The organism is Shewanella electrodiphila, from assembly GCF_023283985.1.
Taxonomy (GTDB): Bacteria; Pseudomonadota; Gammaproteobacteria; order Enterobacterales; family Shewanellaceae; genus Shewanella; species Shewanella electrodiphila.
Map to the genome: position 1 here is coordinate 1 of NZ_JAKIKU010000017.1, position 15907 is coordinate 15907.

Sequence of the window (15907 nt, forward strand, 5' to 3'; positions counted from 1 at the left end):
GTTAAAGAGCGTTGACCGTGTTGGTCAGGGATGCGTATTCTACGCTTTCCCTCGTTGGCGTCAAGTGTTTTTTCAAACTTCTTTTTGCCGTTAATTTGAAGCGGTTAAAACCATCTCAAATCAACCTGACTCAGTGTTTCGCTATTGCGCTCTGCCGTGTCAGTGGATGCGCATTATAGGCAAATCAGATTTTCGCGCAAGGGCTTTTTAAAAGAAAATGACAGAAATATGAATGACAGATGAACTTTTAAACGAAACGCATAAAAAAGGGACTAAATTGTCCCTTAATCCAGCTATAGCAGCATTTATTCACCAAAGAATCTTGATTCTTGTTTAATAGTCACTGCTTTACCTTCAATGTTGGCGTCAACGACTAAGTTAATTTTTGTCACTGTTCGTTCCAATTGGCCAGGATCTACTGCAATACTAATAGGTAGTGTTAATACTTCACCCGCTTTGATTGCAACTTGTTTTGGTCCATTCCACTCATATCCTTCTAAACCGTCCATTGAGAGTTGATACTCTTGAGCTTGTTCGGTCTTGTTGAGCAGTTTCAAAGTATAGGTATTTTCAACTAAACCATCATTAGTGATACGGTAAAGGGCGTTTCGATCACGAATCACATCCATACGCAAAGGTGCGATTGTGGCACTGGCATAAACGAACACTAGTATCATCACTGTTAATGCTACGCCGTAACCAATCAGTTTGGGTCTTACGATCGTCTCTTTTACATCTTCCAGTTTATTTTCGGTTGTATAACTAATTAAGCCTTTGTCATAGCCCATGCGCTCCATTGTAGTGTCACAAGCATCAATACAGGCTCCGCAGTTAATACACTCGTATTGAAGTCCATTGCGAATATCGATACCAGTCGGGCAAACCTGCACGCACAAGTCACAATCAATGCAGTCACCCAAGCCCATTTCTTTATGGTCAGCTTTACGAGATCTCGGCCCTCTGGTTTCACCACGTTTACTATCGTAACCCACTATATAAGTGTTCTTATCAAACATCGCCGCTTGGAATCGTGCATATGGGCACATGTGGATACACATAATTTCGCGCATCCAACCTGCGTTACCGTAAGTAGCAAAGGTAAAAAACACCACCCAGAAATAAATGCTTAGATCAGCATTTAAGGTAAATACATCTATATACACCTCGCGACTTGGTACGAAATACGACACAAAGGTCATTGCAGTTAATAATGAGATAAGTATCCAGGAGGTGTGTTTGGCGGTTTTTCGCCATAGCTTATTAAAGCTCCATGGCATTTGGTCTAATTTAATTCGCTTATTACGTGCGCCTTCAAATTTTTCTTCAAACCAAATAAAGATAAAGGTCCACACGGTTTGCGGACACGTGTAGCCACACCATACTCTCCCAAGATAAGTCGTCACAAAAAACAAGCCAAATGCGGCAATCGTAAAGAGTGCTGCGAGTAAGGTTAAATCCTGTGGCCAAATAGTCAGTCCAAAAATATGAAACTTCTGTTCTGCTAGGTTAAACCAAACCGCTTGGCGATCTCCCCAAGGCAGCCAAGGTAATATTAAAAAGAATGACATGGTTGCCCAGCCAATACGCCTTCTAACAGTCGTCCATAAACCTGTCACTGCGCGAACATAAATACTATTACTCGGATTAAATCTATCTGCCTTACTGGCATCGGGTTGGTGGATCTTAATCCGTTTTTGTTTGGCGTAATCTTTAGGTGTAGATTCTTGTGTCATCTTAATGCCTTACTACTTATAAAAGGGGCAAAGAAAGTGGCAGTTACCAAATATAAGTTATCGTTTTTAGTCAAAAAAACCTATTAACTGCTACACACTCGTATATAGAGTGTTAATTGAGTATATTATACTCGTATTATTCATGGTTATTCACTTTAATTGGACTAAATGATGAGAGGCTGGATCCTTATTGCACTGATTGGCGGTGTTATTTACTACTTTGCGACCGAAACAAATAAATTAGATGAACCTATTGCTGAAATTCAGTCTGTCATAAACAGCGCTGATGACAAGGTGACATCAATGACAGGCACAAAGATCATAAGAAAGAGTGAGAAGGTTATTGCAATTCCTTCAGGTGTAATAGAAAGACTTTCAGACAAAGAGGCCTCTGAATTCAAAGCTATCTTTACTGATAATAGTACTGTGGCAGTATTTAAAGAGGACTACTGCGGCTTTGGTGCTAGACACCCAGTTATTGGCAAAGAAAACCTGCAATTAATCTGTGACAAGATATAAATTTAACTTTCCTGACATCTGTCAATTGACCTGAGATTTAATTCAGCCTAGCCTTTGGATATTCGATTGAAAAAGGCTAGTAAAATGACTCAACAGGTTTCCGATATTTTCGACCCATCACTTTGGAACACGGTAAGCGACTTCGACTTTGAAGACATCACTTACCATCGCGCAAAAGACCAAGGCACTGTAAGGATTGCGATTAATCGTCCAGATTGTCTTAATTCTTTTCGTCCTAAAACTGTAGACGAGCTCTACACCGCACTAGATCATGCTCGCCAATGGTCTGATGTTGGTTGTGTGTTAATTACTGGAAACGGCCCTTCGGCTAAGGGACAGCATTCTTTCTGTGCTGGCGGCGATCAGCGCATTCGTGGCAAAGATGGCTATAAATATGAAGGTGCAGAAGAAGGTAAACCTGATGTCGCACGTATGGGTCGTCTACATATATTAGAAGTACAGCGACTCATCCGCTTTATGCCTAAAGTGGTTATTGCTGTTGTTCCTGGTTGGGCTGTTGGCGGTGGCCACAGTTTACACGTGGTGTGTGATTTAACCTTGGCCTCAAAAGAGCATGCGGTATTCAAACAGACTGATCCGGATGTAGGCAGTTTTGACTCAGGTTACGGCAGTGCTTACTTAGCTAAAATGATTGGCCAAAAACGCGCTCGTGAAATTTTCTTCCTTGGTTTTAATTATACTGCAGATGAAGCATTTGATATGGGCATGGTAAACCGTTCTATCCCACATGCCGAACTAGAAACTGAAGCATTATCTTGGGCAAAAGAAATCAATAGTAAGTCTCCTACTGCAATGCGCATGCTTAAATATGGCTTTAACTTGCCAGATGACGGCTTAGTGGGTCAGCAACTATTTGCAGGTGAAGCAACTCGTCTTGCTTATGGTACTGAAGAAGCTCAAGAAGGCCGTGATGCATTCCTTGAAAAACGCGATCAGGATTTTTCTAAATTCCCTTGGCATTATTAACGCCACTCGCTCACTAATCTAGCTTCAAAGATAAACCCTCTGCAATTATTGAGAGGGTTTATCTAACTTCCCAATGTTTCTTCTGAGCACAAACATGAATAAAACCCACCAAACCTCTGATTTTATTTGTTTTTAGTATAAAAAAATGCACCTACAAAACCTTAATCGAATAAACCTTTCGTCTTAATTGGTAAAAAACACTTTAAATGATAATAAGAACTGTTATCATTTGAATCAAATCAACACCAATACTGAAAAGGCTTTAATCATGAAAAAAACTATCTCTTTCGCAATTTTACATTTCAGCGTCGCTTTTACGATTACCTACCTACTAACAGGCAGTATTGTCATTGGTGGGGCGGTCGCTTTAATTGAACCTGCAGTGAATACAGTGGTGTTTTATTTCCATGACAAAGCCTGGAATCGCATTGAAGCAAATGAAACAGCTAATAATGACTTAGCCAGTATTGCTGTTTCATAATCTTTGTTCTGATTGAAAGCGTTATAGCGAAGCTATTTTGGCGGAGTTTCTTTCTCTAAACCCAATTTTTTAGCTAACGGTGCGATTGCGCCACCTTGAATAAAGATAGAGAACAATACAAAAAAGAACACCATATGCACGATATCAATCGCGCCAGGTACGCCTGCTGCTGCAGGTATAAGTGCAAACACAATTGGCGTTGCGCCTTTTAAACCGATCATGGATATAAATAGTCGTTTTTTCCAGGTTGCTTTTACAAAAGGTAAATAGCACAGTTGCACGGCTAATGGCCTTGCGACAAAAATTAATAATAAACCAGGGATAATAGACGCCCAAAATACGGTCATTAATGTTTGTGGGAAAATCTGTAGTCCCAATACAATAAACATCAATGCCTGTGCTAACCACGATAGGCTGTTAAAGAAGTGCAAATTAACCTGCTGACCACGTTTAATCCCATTACCAATCACCACGCCAGCAATGTAAGAAGCCAATAGAATATTGCCTCCCATTAATTCCGCACCATAAGTCGCAATAATAAAACTCGCCAAGACAAACACAGGAATGAGCCCGTATTCAGATAAGCTTATTTTACTCAATAAGGTCACTGCAATTTTACCAATCAAAAAACCTACAACTACCGCGACCAATATCTGAGTGACTAAATCTAAGCTTAACGACGACAGTGTCACTGATTGCGTCGATGAAAGCGCCATTTCTGTCAGCACAATCACCATTAGCATAGCTACAGGGTCATTGGTTGCTGATTCAAATTCCAAAACCGTATCGGTTTCTTCTTTTAACTTGAGCTTTTTAGATTCCAAAATTGAAAACACAGCTGCTGCATCGGTTGATGACACGACTGCCGCGAACAATAAACAGGTAATAAAATTAAAATCGAGTAATAAGTAAAGTATTGCAGCAAATATAATCGTAGTAAAAACAACCCCAAACGAGGCTAATACTCCGCCCTCTTTATATGCCACCTTAATTTTTGCTGTTGAGGTGTTTAAGCCCCCCACAAAAACAATCACATTTAAAGCAAGCCCACCTATCCAAGCCGTTTTGTCTAAATTGTCATATACAAAGTTAAACTCACCATTACCCAGTGATAAGCCAACGCCCATGAAGATAAATAGCGACGGAATACCAAGCGTACGAGATGGGTGATGTAATAGAATGCCAATAACAATCAGAATAGACATTCCAATCATGATCATCTCGGTTGTCATAAAGCCACCTTTAGGAATTGAATAAGCGTATTTTGATAGATTAGCTTTTTGGAATAAAAGCCAAAGTTATAAGGGTAGAGAGTTTTATAACTTAACGGACTGTAAAGCACGACTGTAATAAAACTTTAATAAAATAATTAACCAATATTAGTTTGCGCACAATATAGCACTTTTCTTACAGCTAAACTTAAAATAGCCTTAAACAACGATTAACACAAAACTATTCAGTCAGTTAAATTTCTACACCTAACGGACAAAAAAACAGCCAGGCTGCGCACTACAAAACTTTAGCCTCACTTAAGAAAACCTCATATCTTTTTGCTAAATTATAGTTAACAAACCACAAGTAGTAACATCGCAACAACATATATAAAACATAAGCTTAGATGCATCATATAAAAAATAAAGCACCCCATTTCACTGTAACTTTACTGTCATATTGATCTGTCTTAATGCACTCGCTTCAAATTACAGCGTTGAAAGAAGCACCCTAACTTCAGATATCCAAGACGGATATTGAAACAAATAATAAGTGGAATTTGTGATGAAAAAAGTGATTGGTTTATTAACTGCTGTTGGCTTAATGACGGCACCTCTTGTTCAAGCTGGTACAGTAACAGTATCTGGCTCAACATCTGTTGCACACGTTATGGAAGTGCTAGCAGAGAACTATCAAAACACTGCTAAAAAGAACGTTGAAGTACAAAGCACTGGCTCTTCTGCTGGTATTCGTGCAGCGAAAGACGGCACCAGCATGATTGGTATGTCTTCTCGTAACGTTAAAGAGAATGAGTTAAACGATACAACAAAAGAAATCGTTATTGCTCGTGATGGTATTGCTGCAGCAGTAAACAAAGCAAACCCTGTTCAGAACTTAACTCAAGAACAAATTTCAAAAATCTATCGCGGCGAAATCAAAAACTGGAGTGAAGTTGGCGGTGAGTCTCGCCCAATCGTTGTCGTTACTCGCGAAAACGGTTCAGGTACTCGTGGCGCATTTGAAGAAATCATGAAGCTACAACGTACGGTTAATGGCCACAAAGTAACGGCTATTACACCAACTGCTCAGGTAGGTAACGGTAACGGTATGATCAAGACCATCGTTGCTAACAACCCATTTGCAATCGGCTATATATCATTGGGCAGTGTTGATGACTCACTACGCGCCTTAAATGTTGACGGTGTTGAAGCAAGTGATTCAAACATCGCAGCTGGCGACTATCAAATTGCTCGCCCTTTCATCGTATTAGTGAATAACAAACCACACCCGAACGCAGAAGGCTTTATCGACTTCATCATGTCTGAAGATGGTCAAAGCATTGTTGCTGAAGAAGGCTACATCCGCGTTCAGTAATAATTACAACTAAGTTTTTAAGAGGAGCTTGCGCTCCTCTTTTGTAGTTTCTACAAATATTTAAATGATTTAATCATCAGTACGACCCTGAGGCATATGATGAATACAGCAACTAAAGTCCAACCGACAGGACTACAACTTGCACCTAAGAACACCGTGGACATAAAAGAAATCTTCTTTCATGGTCTATTCCTATGTTGCGCTATGGTTGGCGTTCTATCCGTTTCTACCATTGGATGGTTTGTATTTAATGAAGGTTTACCAGCATTCAAAGAAGCTGGAGTAACCGAGTTTGTAACAGGTAAAGAGTGGTTACCACCAGCGCTATACGGCATTTTCCCAATGATAGTCGCCTCGATAATTTCAACTGCAGGCGCAGTTATTATCGGTGTTCCTATTGCCATCCTTACTGCGGTATTCCTTGCTGAAATAGCACCTAAATGGCTAGCAGACTTAGTAAGACCAGCCGTAGAGTTACTGGCAGGTATTCCATCTGTTGTTTACGGTTTTTTCGGGTTGGTGATTATTGTTCCAGCTATCGAAACCCTATTTAATATTCCTGCAGGTAACACAGTTTTAGCGGGGATCATTGTGTTGGCGATTATGATATTGCCAACTGTAATTACTATTTCAGAAACCTCAATTAGAGCATTGCCTTCGGTCTACAAAGAAGGCGCATTAGCACTTGGGGCATCACATGTTTACAGCATTTTTAAAGTACTCATCCCTGCGGCTAAAAGTGGCATCTTAACTGGTGTAGCTTTAGGCGTTGCGCGCGCTATTGGCGAAACGATGGCAATTATCATGGTTATGGGGAATGCACCAGCAATGCCAGGCTCATTGCTTGAACCAGCAAGAACATTAACTGCAAATATCGCGATGGAAATGTCCTATGCAACAGGCATCCACTCAAGTGCCTTATATGCTACCGGTATCGTGCTATTAGCATTTATCGTATTGCTTAACGGTTCACTGTTATATCTAAACCGCAAGAGAGCTTACTAATCATGTCTAAGTTTACTCAATCAAACTCGACTATTTCGACACTGAAAGACTCGAAATCATTACTATCGAGAGAAAACCAAGATAAATTGCTGCATGGCGCTATTTGGGCAGCAGCAGGCATCACCATCTTATTTTTACTATGGGTGGTATGGCACATCTTATCTAATGGTTTAAGCCATGTAAGCTGGGAATTTATCACTGGTTCTTATACCCGAATCGGTGAAGCATCAGGCATTTGGGCAATGATTGTTTCAACCGTTTATATGGTGCTACTTTCATTAGCTTTTGCTGCGCCTATAGGCATTATGACGGCAATATACTTAACTGAATACGCGGCTCCCGGCAGTAAGTTCGTGCAAGTTATCCGTTTTTGTACTGAATCATTAGCGGGTATTCCTTCTATTGTTTACGGTTTATTCGGTATGACATTTTTTGTGACTACCTTAGGACTTGGTTTCTCTATCCTTTCAGGTGCACTAACACTCGCAATGCTCATTTTACCCGTGATTATCCGAACCACTGAAGAAGCATTAATGGCTGTACCTATGAGTTACCGTGAAGGCGGTTATGCGCTAGGAAGCAGTAAAATCTACACCATTTGGCGCCTCATTTTACCGAGCGCTTTACCAGGTATTGTCACGTCAGTCATTTTAAGTACTGGCCGCGTTATTGGAGAGTCTGCACCGGTATTTTTAACCGCCGGTATGGTGACTCAAATTCCTGAATCAGTATTAGATTCAGGCCGAACATTGACCGTTCATTTATATAAGTTAACCCAAGAGTTATTTACTCAACATGAGTGGGATCAAGCCTACGCAACTGCAACCATATTGATTGTATTAGTGCTGGTATTGAATTTAACAACCAAAGTGATTGCGACCCGATTAAATAAACAATCTTAATCAATACGCAAATAGTCATAAACAAATAGCAATAACACGTAAAAAGTCGTGTTAGATAAAGGCCTGAAAATGAACAAACTTGAAGTAAACAACTTAGATTTATTCTACGGTGAGAACCACGCACTAAAAGATATTTCAATCAATATCCCATCACGCCAAGTCACCGCATTAATTGGTCCTTCTGGGTGTGGTAAATCAACGCTACTTCGTACTTTAAATCGAATGAATGATTTGGTTGCGGGCGTAAAAATCACTGGTACTGTCGCATTTGAAGGCGAAGATATTTATGCCGATGTAGACGTTAAAAACTTAAGAATGCGTGTTGGTATGGTTTTTCAAAAACCAAACCCATTCCCAATGAGTATTTATGAAAACATTGCTTTTGGCCTAAAGGCTCAAGGTGTTAAAGATAAAAAAGTAATTGATCAAGTAGTAGAAGAATCACTTCGCGGCGCAGCATTATGGGAAGAGGTAAAAGACCGTCTTAATACACCAGCATTTGGTCTTTCAGGTGGTCAACAACAGCGTCTTTGTATTGCCCGTGCTATTGCTATGGAGCCAGAGGTCATCTTAATGGACGAGCCAACCAGTGCGCTCGATCCAATTGCGACCCATAAAATTGAAGAGTTAATGGATGAGTTACGCAAAAAGTTCACCATCGTAATTGTGACCCACTCAATGAACCAGGCAAAGCGTATCTCAGATAGAACCGCGTTCTTTTGGATGGGTGAGTTGGTTGAACAAGGCGAAACACATCAAGTATTTAATAACCCTCAAGACTCACGTACTCAAGGGTATGTTAGCGGTGAGTTTGGTTAACATTAATCACTGATATATAGATATAAAGCCTCCATTGCTATGGGGGCTTTTTTATCGGTCTATAGTATGTTTTAGTATATTGATAATAAAAGGACAATTTAAAAAGGATTTTAAAATGAAGTACATATTTATTACAGCTGCCTTACTCACATCCCCTTTAGTTCAAGCAGCTACAGATGAAGCGCACCATGTCATCAGTGCTGGAGCTGGCATGGGCTTTTTAAGTGGAGAAATGGATCAGGGTAATAATGATTTTGAGCTTAATTATGACTTTGCATATCGATATCAGTTTGATAATTATTGGGGCGCTGAAGTTGGCTATAGACACCAGGATGTAACTTTTACCAATTGGTTTGACTCTGCATTTGATAAATACTCCTTAAATGACGCTGAAAGTTTCCGTATTGCTGCAGTCTACTCTTACCCACTATCACTTAGAAATCGCTTAGTACTCAAGCTTGGCGTCACTGATTACTCGATCGATGCGACTGACTATAGAGAAGATAGTTCAGGAATTAATGACACTGTCGATGGAAATGGTTTATTAGCCTCTATCGGATGGCGTTTTGATTTTAATATGGGACTTGAGCTTGCTGTAATATACTCGTATCAAGATTTAGATATTATTGAAACACATTCCTATACCACGAGTTTAGGTTATCGTTTTTAAGAAAAATCAAACAGTAAAAAAATGAACCTAAGAGTTGTTAGTGCAACTCTCTAACTTTGAATGAGTTAATTGTGGCAAAACCCAACCCGAAAGGCCCAAGCCGCACCGTTGATATTTTCTGTGCTAAATGTAAAGCCCAGCTGTTTAAGTACCGCAAAGGCGGAAAAGGTGCGTTAGTGAAGTGCTTTAAAGAGCGCATTGTCGATGACTACACCAAAACTGCTTGTGTCTGCCCTAATTGCAGCATCACCTTTGCTAGAGATTGTTTAGTCCGTGGCACCCCTGCATTTAAAATGATTGGCGGCAAAGTCACCATGAAATGACTTAGATCCTGATGAAGATACGCCACCCTTTACCAATAATCATTTCAGGACATTTATAGCTGCAACATAATTGTTAGCTCAAGTTCAATAAACTGAGTCATTTAATAAATAAAAAACTCTAAAAACTGCCAACCTATTGAGTCAAGTATCAATACATCTACTGATTTCTAGCTAATATTTCTAATCATAAACTCGATATTTATAGAACGTTTTTTAGTGTGAAAAGAGGTAACAAATGAAAAGATTGATCTCAGTCGCTATTGCTAGCTGTTTACTTATAGGGCCACCAGTATCAGCCGCTCAACAACTATCAACAGAAGATGCTATTGGCATGGCAGGATTAATGATCTGCGATGCATTTTATAGTGACATTGAATCTGAAGAGTCAGCAAGCCAAACAGCTATCATCAAAAAATTAATGGCTGATAAATATAAAACAGGTATTGAAGAAATGATGATGACACAACGCACAAGCGATGAATTAGATTTATATATTGCAAAATTCGAAGCATCAGATGAAGACAACAAATTTAATTTATGCAAAGAAGCCATACAATATACTCAAGATAGCAGCGTTGCGAATTTAGGAATGAGATAATCACTTAATCATCTTATTATCACGCAGCCTAGCAATGATGAGCTTCAATTTCATGACTTGCTAGACGCAGCTAAATTCCACTACACTTTTATTATTATATTAGTGGAGTTTAACATTGAATATACCCGATATTGGCTTTAACCATCAGCAATCAGATGAAGAAGAACTCGAGGTTATTGATCTCGCCTCGATATATCAAAGAGCCAATATCGACCACAATCCACAGCTCCCCCATAAAGTGAATTTCTTTATGCTCATTTATATAGAGCAAGGCGAGGGAGTGCACATGATTGATTTCAATGATTACTCTTTCAGTGCTGGTTCTGTATTACTGGTCCAGCGAGAACAGGTCCATGCATTTGATTTCTCTGCTAAGCCGCAGGGTAAAGTACTTATTTTTACGCAAGCATTTTTAGATCAAGTACATGCTAATATGCGCTTACCTAAGTACACTCCAACACATCTTAATCAGCAACACTCACCTCAATTCAATCTGGATCAACCGACTTGCCAGAGAGCCAATTTATTAATCGAACAAATAACATTAGAGGTTAATCACCCACAAACTGATCCATTAGTTATCATGTATTTATTTTCAGCTCTTGCTTTGATATTACACCGGGTTCGACCCGAAGCAAAACATGACAAAATGTCGTTAGATCAAAATGTTAAATTTGCACGCTTTTTTGAGTTAATGCAGCAACACTTCCGTAAAACTCGAGATGCAAGCTGGTATGCCAACCAAGTTAATACAACTTATAAAACCTTGAATCACATTTGTAAGCTAGCAACTGGCTTAACAGCTAAACAAATGATTGATGCTTTTACCGTTATAGAAATCAAACGCCATATTGTCATAAGTAAAAAGCCTTCCCAGCAAATTGCTTATGACTTTGGTTTTGACGATGCTAGCAACTTTGTTAAGTACTTCAAAAATCAAACCAATATCACACCAAGTCAGTTTTTAAAGCAGGTTAGTTAACCACTAGCGACTTTCTTTAGGTTCGATATTTACCATTTTTACACTTAAATACACTCTGCCCAATTACTCCACTGATCTCTAATATTGCTCTCAAGCCAATTGAGGACAAAACAATGACAACACCTAACCTTATTAAACATTCACTTATAGCAGCCAGTATCTTTAGCCTTATCGCATGTACATCAAATCAGGAAGTAATAACTATGGCAGACTCAAGCGCTCAATCATTATCTAATAAGCAAAAAGCTGTAGCGGTAATCTCAAGTATCGAAACAGGCGAGCAAACAGCCATTGGTTACATCAACCCAGAAAAGTATATCCAACATAATTTAGCGGTAGCAGATGGATTAGCAGGCTTTGGGGCAGTGCTGCAGCAGCTTCCCGAAGGAAGCGCAAAAGCCAAAGTTAAACGTGCATTCCAAGATGGTGAATATACCTTCACCCACACCGAATATAATTTCTTTGGCCCTAAAGTTGGCTTTGATGTGTTTCGCTTTGAAGAAGGAAAAATTGTTGAGCACTGGGACAATCTTCAAGCAATAACACCAAGCAACCCAAGTGGCAGAACCCAACTTGATGGCGCGACGGAAATAACAGATTTAGATAAAACAGATTCGAATAAAGCAATTGTCGCTGATTTTGTCGCAACAATATTAATGGAAGGCGATATGAGCAAGATTAATCAATTTATTGATAATGACGACAATGCTTATATCCAACACAACCCAGCAATTGCAGATGGTCTAAGCGGGTTAGGCAAAGCCTTAGGTGAACTTGCCGCAGCTAATATGCCTATGATTGTGACCAAAAACCATAAAGTACTCGGAGAAGGCAACTTTGTGCTTTCCATTAGTGAAGGAACATTCATGAACCAGCACGTCGCTTTTTATGATTTGTTTCGCCTAGATAATGGAAAAATCGTTGAGCATTGGGACACCATTGAAACTATTCCTGCCCAAGCTGAATGGCAAAACAGTAACGGAAAATTTGGTTTTTAATATTTAATTTAATCGCTGATAAAACAACAATGCCGGACTCACCTCTGTAGAAATAAGTCCGGCATTTTGTATGTTAAAACTAAACTAACGCAGTTATTCGATATGACTAACCGCCTCTAAAGTTAGCTTAATCATTTCATTAAGCGTTTGCTGACGTTCTTCAGCAGTTAAGTGAAGACCTTGTCTTATATGGTCAGTCACTGTCATCATTGCAAGTGCACGAGCACCATATTCTGCTGCAACACCGTATAAACCAGCGGCTTCCATTTCGACACCTAAGATGCCGTATTTCTCCATTAAGTCGTAACGGCTTTCATCTTCACAGTAGAATAAATCAGAAGAGTACAAGTTACCGACATGGTAATTCGCCCCTTGTTTTTCCGCTGCATCTGTCGCTAAGCGTAATAAACCATAGTCGGCAATCATCGCAAAATCAGTATTAGCAAAACGTGTACGGTTAACTGTAGAGTCTGTACTTGCCCCCATTGCCATAACTACATCCATGAGTTTAATACTGTCACTAATTGCACCACATGAACCAATACGAATGATATTTTCAACACCATACTCAGTAATCAATTCTTTGGCATATATGGAAATCGAAGGGATCCCCATACCTGAACCCATTACTGAAATAGTTTTACCATTATATTCGCCTGTATAACCCAACATGTTGCGCACATCGGTCACAAGCCTTGGGTTATCCAAAAAGTTCTCCGCAATATATTTAGCACGCAAAGGATCGCCAGGCATTAACACAGTTTTTGCAAATGCACCTTCTGGGGCGTTGATATGTGGGGTCATCTTGTTACTCCGATAAAGCCTGTTCACTCAACAGGCATAACATACAGTTAAAATTAATTTGCTAGGCTAAATAATAAGCCAGCAATAGTGCCACTCATTAAGTTGGCTAAAGCTGCAGCAATCAATGCTTTCATACCAATTTCACTCAAATCTTGGCGACGCTCAGGGCACAAAGCCGCTAAACCACCTATTACCATTGCTAATGAACCAAGGTTGGCAAAACCACACAAAGCAAAGCTGATAATAATTTGAGTTTTTGGCGATAAGTCATCAGCGACTTTTAAGAAATCAATGTAGGCAACAAACTCATTAATCACCATTTTCTGGCCAATAAATGATGCCGCTTGGGTTGCCTCGCTCCAAGGTACTCCCATCAACCAAGCTAATGGTGCAAGGAAGTAACCCAATATCGCTTGCATGGTGAGTTCAGCGTAGCCAAACCAGCCACCGATACCACCAATCAAACCATTAACCATGGCGATTAAACCAACAAAAGCAATTAATAGTGCAGATACAGCTAATACTTGCTGCATCCCCATTGCAGCGCCACTTGCTGCAGCATCTAATACATTAGTTGGTTTGTCTTCCTGCTCTTCCATGACCTTTTTAATATCATTACGTGGTGTTTCAGTTTCTGGCCACATCAGTTTGGCAAATAATAGACCCGCTGGAGCCGTCATAAATGCAGCGGTTAACACATACTTAATGTCAACGCCCATTTGTATATAGCCAATCATTGTGCCACCAGCAACTGAAGCCAGCCCACCTGTCATCACGGCAAACAATTCTGAGCGAGTCATATATTTTACAAATGGACGCACCATAGATGGCGCTTCGATAGGTCCGACAAAAATGTTGGCAGTAGCAGAAAGAGATTCAGCGCGACTGGTCCCTAACAGCTTAGATAAGCCGCCACCAATCACACCTATAATTAATTGCATAATGCCGAGGTAATACAAGACTGCAATCAATGCACTAATGAATACCACCACAAACAGCACGTTAATCACGAAAATAAAACCAACACTGAATTTGGCTAAATCACCAAATACAAAAGCTAAACCTTCATTACCGTAATTAATTACATGCATCACACCATTTGATGCTGCATCAAGCAAGGTCTGCCCCATAGGCAAATACATCACAAAAGCGCCAAATGCTACTTGAAAGGCAAGTGCACCGAGAACCGTTCTTGGGTTAATTGCACTTCGACGTTCAGACAATAAAACGGCCAATCCGATCAATGCGCACATACCCAATAAACTGATGAAAACTTCCATACATTTTTTACTCATTAAGCATTTAGATGCTTGCAGTGTATCGGGGCAGTAACGGGACTCAAGCTATTTGTATCAACTTGAATTACATTTTTATACTCACAAAGAAAACCTATAGAAACAGGACAAAAAAACGCCTTAAACTAACAACCCTACCCACCCAAAAGTAACCCCAAAACCACAATTAAAACCAACTCAAAACAATCGCAATATATGAACAACAAGAAAGCGTTATTAGATATCTATACAGACCAATAAGCGATAATGATAAAAGCGAACTTTTAGGATCTTTTCTGAAAATTAACTACAGATAATTGATGTTTTTATATTCAAAACAGAGTAAAAAAACCTCTACTGAAGAGGCCTTTTTGTAAATAAAGTAGGGACGTTAAATCAGATATAGGTCTTAATGAAGAAGTAAGCCGTAATGAGACAGCTCATAACAATGACAAATTGGCGCATCAACTTTTGTGGAATACGCATTGAAATACCAGCAGATATATAACCACCAATAAGTGTACCTACCATCACGATTCCCCCTTCAAACCATGCTATTGCATCATTATAAATGAACCAAATGATAGCAATTAGCGACACTGAAGACGAAATAACCAGCTTAATGCCGTTCATGACGTTAATATTCGTGTGACCAGCTAGCGCTAGATAACTTAACCCCACTATCCCTAAACCAGCATTAAAAAAACCACCGTAAACACAGATAGCCAATAACACTAGAAACAACAAGCCAACACCCAACTTAGAAGCATATTGGCTTTGGTTTGATAATTGTTTAGCAAAACGGTTAATCTGACTACCGAATATAAACAGCAAAGTAGCAAACAACAATAACCACGGAATCGCTTTCTGAAAAACGTCTTCTGATGCCCAAAGCAACAGCCATGCACCAACCCCGCCACCAATGAAACTCGTTAAAACAATGATTTTAATTTCTTTGCCGTGACCTTTTAGTTCTTTTCTGAAGGCGAAAACACCACTAAGGTAGCCAAAAAAAGAGGAGAAAGTATTGGTCGCATTAGCTATCACAGGGGGAACCCCGACAAACATTAATGCCGGAAATGTCACGAAACTGCCGCCACCCGCCACTGAATTAAGTATTCCGCCGATTATCCCAGCAACGAACAACAGTGTTATCTCAAATATCACTTTATAGCCTTATTTTTATGGGTACTTACTTGTGCAAATCAACTTTTAAATTCTGATAA

Annotated in this window: 17 protein-coding genes; 12 read left to right on the plus strand and 5 right to left on the minus strand. The window is 39.6% G+C overall.

Annotation, left to right across the window (positions count from 1 at the left end):
• Positions 1-305: 305 nt before the first annotated feature.
• Positions 306-1733, minus strand: coding sequence for a cytochrome c oxidase accessory protein CcoG (ccoG, locus tag L2737_RS20285; protein ID WP_102529159.1), 1428 nt, complete (start codon positions 1731-1733; stop codon positions 306-308).
• A gap of 168 nt (positions 1734-1901) precedes the next feature.
• On the opposite strand from ccoG, the gene L2737_RS20290 reads away from it, so the two are divergent.
• From L2737_RS20290 to L2737_RS20300, 3 genes are all read left to right on the plus strand, one after another.
• Positions 1902-2252 (plus strand): hypothetical protein, encoded by a 351-nt coding sequence (locus tag L2737_RS20290; protein WP_248956928.1) that lies wholly within the window; start codon positions 1902-1904, stop codon positions 2250-2252.
• An 84-nt stretch (positions 2253-2336) separates the two neighbouring features.
• On the plus strand, positions 2337-3239 hold the full coding sequence (locus L2737_RS20295; protein ID WP_229370956.1) for a 1,4-dihydroxy-2-naphthoyl-CoA synthase: 903 nt from the start codon (positions 2337-2339) through the stop codon (positions 3237-3239).
• Positions 3240-3507: 268 nt separating this feature from the next.
• A complete protein-coding gene (locus L2737_RS20300) occupies positions 3508-3720 on the plus strand; it encodes a DUF2061 domain-containing protein (RefSeq protein WP_248956929.1) in 213 nt (70 codons plus the stop codon).
• Between the two features lie 32 nt (positions 3721-3752).
• On the opposite strand, the gene L2737_RS20305 is transcribed toward L2737_RS20300, so the two are convergent.
• Positions 3753-4952: a potassium/proton antiporter gene (locus tag L2737_RS20305; RefSeq protein ID WP_102529155.1), complete on the minus strand. Its 1200-nt coding sequence runs from the start codon at positions 4950-4952 to the stop codon at positions 3753-3755.
• A gap of 544 nt (positions 4953-5496) precedes the next feature.
• Between L2737_RS20305 and L2737_RS20310 the strand changes: the two genes are divergently transcribed.
• From L2737_RS20310 to L2737_RS20350, 9 genes are all read left to right on the plus strand, one after another.
• The gene (locus L2737_RS20310) at positions 5497-6306 is read left to right on the plus strand and encodes a phosphate ABC transporter substrate-binding protein (protein WP_229370958.1); all 810 of its coding nucleotides are present in this window, start codon (positions 5497-5499) and stop codon (positions 6304-6306) included.
• Positions 6307-6405: 99 nt separating this feature from the next.
• Positions 6406-7311 carry a phosphate ABC transporter permease subunit PstC gene (pstC, locus tag L2737_RS20315; RefSeq protein ID WP_248956930.1) on the plus strand — a complete coding sequence of 302 codons (906 nt, stop codon included), beginning with the start codon at positions 6406-6408 and terminating at the stop codon, positions 7309-7311.
• A gap of 2 nt (positions 7312-7313) precedes the next feature.
• Entirely contained in the window at positions 7314-8213 is a 900-nt protein-coding gene (pstA, locus tag L2737_RS20320; protein WP_248956931.1) for a phosphate ABC transporter permease PstA, read from the plus strand.
• Between the two features lie 69 nt (positions 8214-8282).
• Positions 8283-9032 (plus strand): phosphate ABC transporter ATP-binding protein PstB, encoded by a 750-nt coding sequence (pstB, locus tag L2737_RS20325; protein ID WP_102529151.1) that lies wholly within the window; start codon positions 8283-8285, stop codon positions 9030-9032.
• Between the two features lie 115 nt (positions 9033-9147).
• The gene (locus tag L2737_RS20330; protein WP_248956932.1) at positions 9148-9702 is read left to right on the plus strand and encodes a porin family protein; all 555 of its coding nucleotides are present in this window, start codon (positions 9148-9150) and stop codon (positions 9700-9702) included.
• A 71-nt stretch (positions 9703-9773) separates the two neighbouring features.
• Positions 9774-10025, plus strand: coding sequence for a hypothetical protein (locus L2737_RS20335; RefSeq protein ID WP_102529150.1), 252 nt, complete (start codon positions 9774-9776; stop codon positions 10023-10025).
• A 235-nt stretch (positions 10026-10260) separates the two neighbouring features.
• Complete coding sequence (locus L2737_RS20340) at positions 10261-10623, plus strand: hypothetical protein (RefSeq protein WP_102529149.1); 363 nt, start codon at positions 10261-10263, stop codon at positions 10621-10623.
• Between the two features lie 115 nt (positions 10624-10738).
• Positions 10739-11605: an AraC family transcriptional regulator gene (locus tag L2737_RS20345; RefSeq protein ID WP_248956933.1), complete on the plus strand. Its 867-nt coding sequence runs from the start codon at positions 10739-10741 to the stop codon at positions 11603-11605.
• 203 nt (positions 11606-11808) lie between these two features.
• A complete protein-coding gene (locus L2737_RS20350; protein ID WP_248956934.1) occupies positions 11809-12603 on the plus strand; it encodes a nuclear transport factor 2 family protein in 795 nt (264 codons plus the stop codon).
• 93 nt (positions 12604-12696) lie between these two features.
• Here the strand turns inward: L2737_RS20350 and deoD are convergent, their stop codons facing one another.
• From deoD to L2737_RS20365, 3 genes are all read right to left on the minus strand, one after another.
• On the minus strand, positions 12697-13407 hold the full coding sequence (deoD, locus tag L2737_RS20355) for a purine-nucleoside phosphorylase (protein ID WP_248956935.1): 711 nt from the start codon (positions 13405-13407) through the stop codon (positions 12697-12699).
• Between the two features lie 53 nt (positions 13408-13460).
• Positions 13461-14687 (minus strand): NupC/NupG family nucleoside CNT transporter, encoded by a 1227-nt coding sequence (locus L2737_RS20360; protein ID WP_248956936.1) that lies wholly within the window; start codon positions 14685-14687, stop codon positions 13461-13463.
• A 390-nt stretch (positions 14688-15077) separates the two neighbouring features.
• Positions 15078-15848, minus strand: a complete 771-nt coding sequence (locus L2737_RS20365; RefSeq protein WP_248956937.1) for a sulfite exporter TauE/SafE family protein — start codon at positions 15846-15848, stop codon at positions 15078-15080.
• Positions 15849-15907 lie beyond the last annotated feature (59 nt).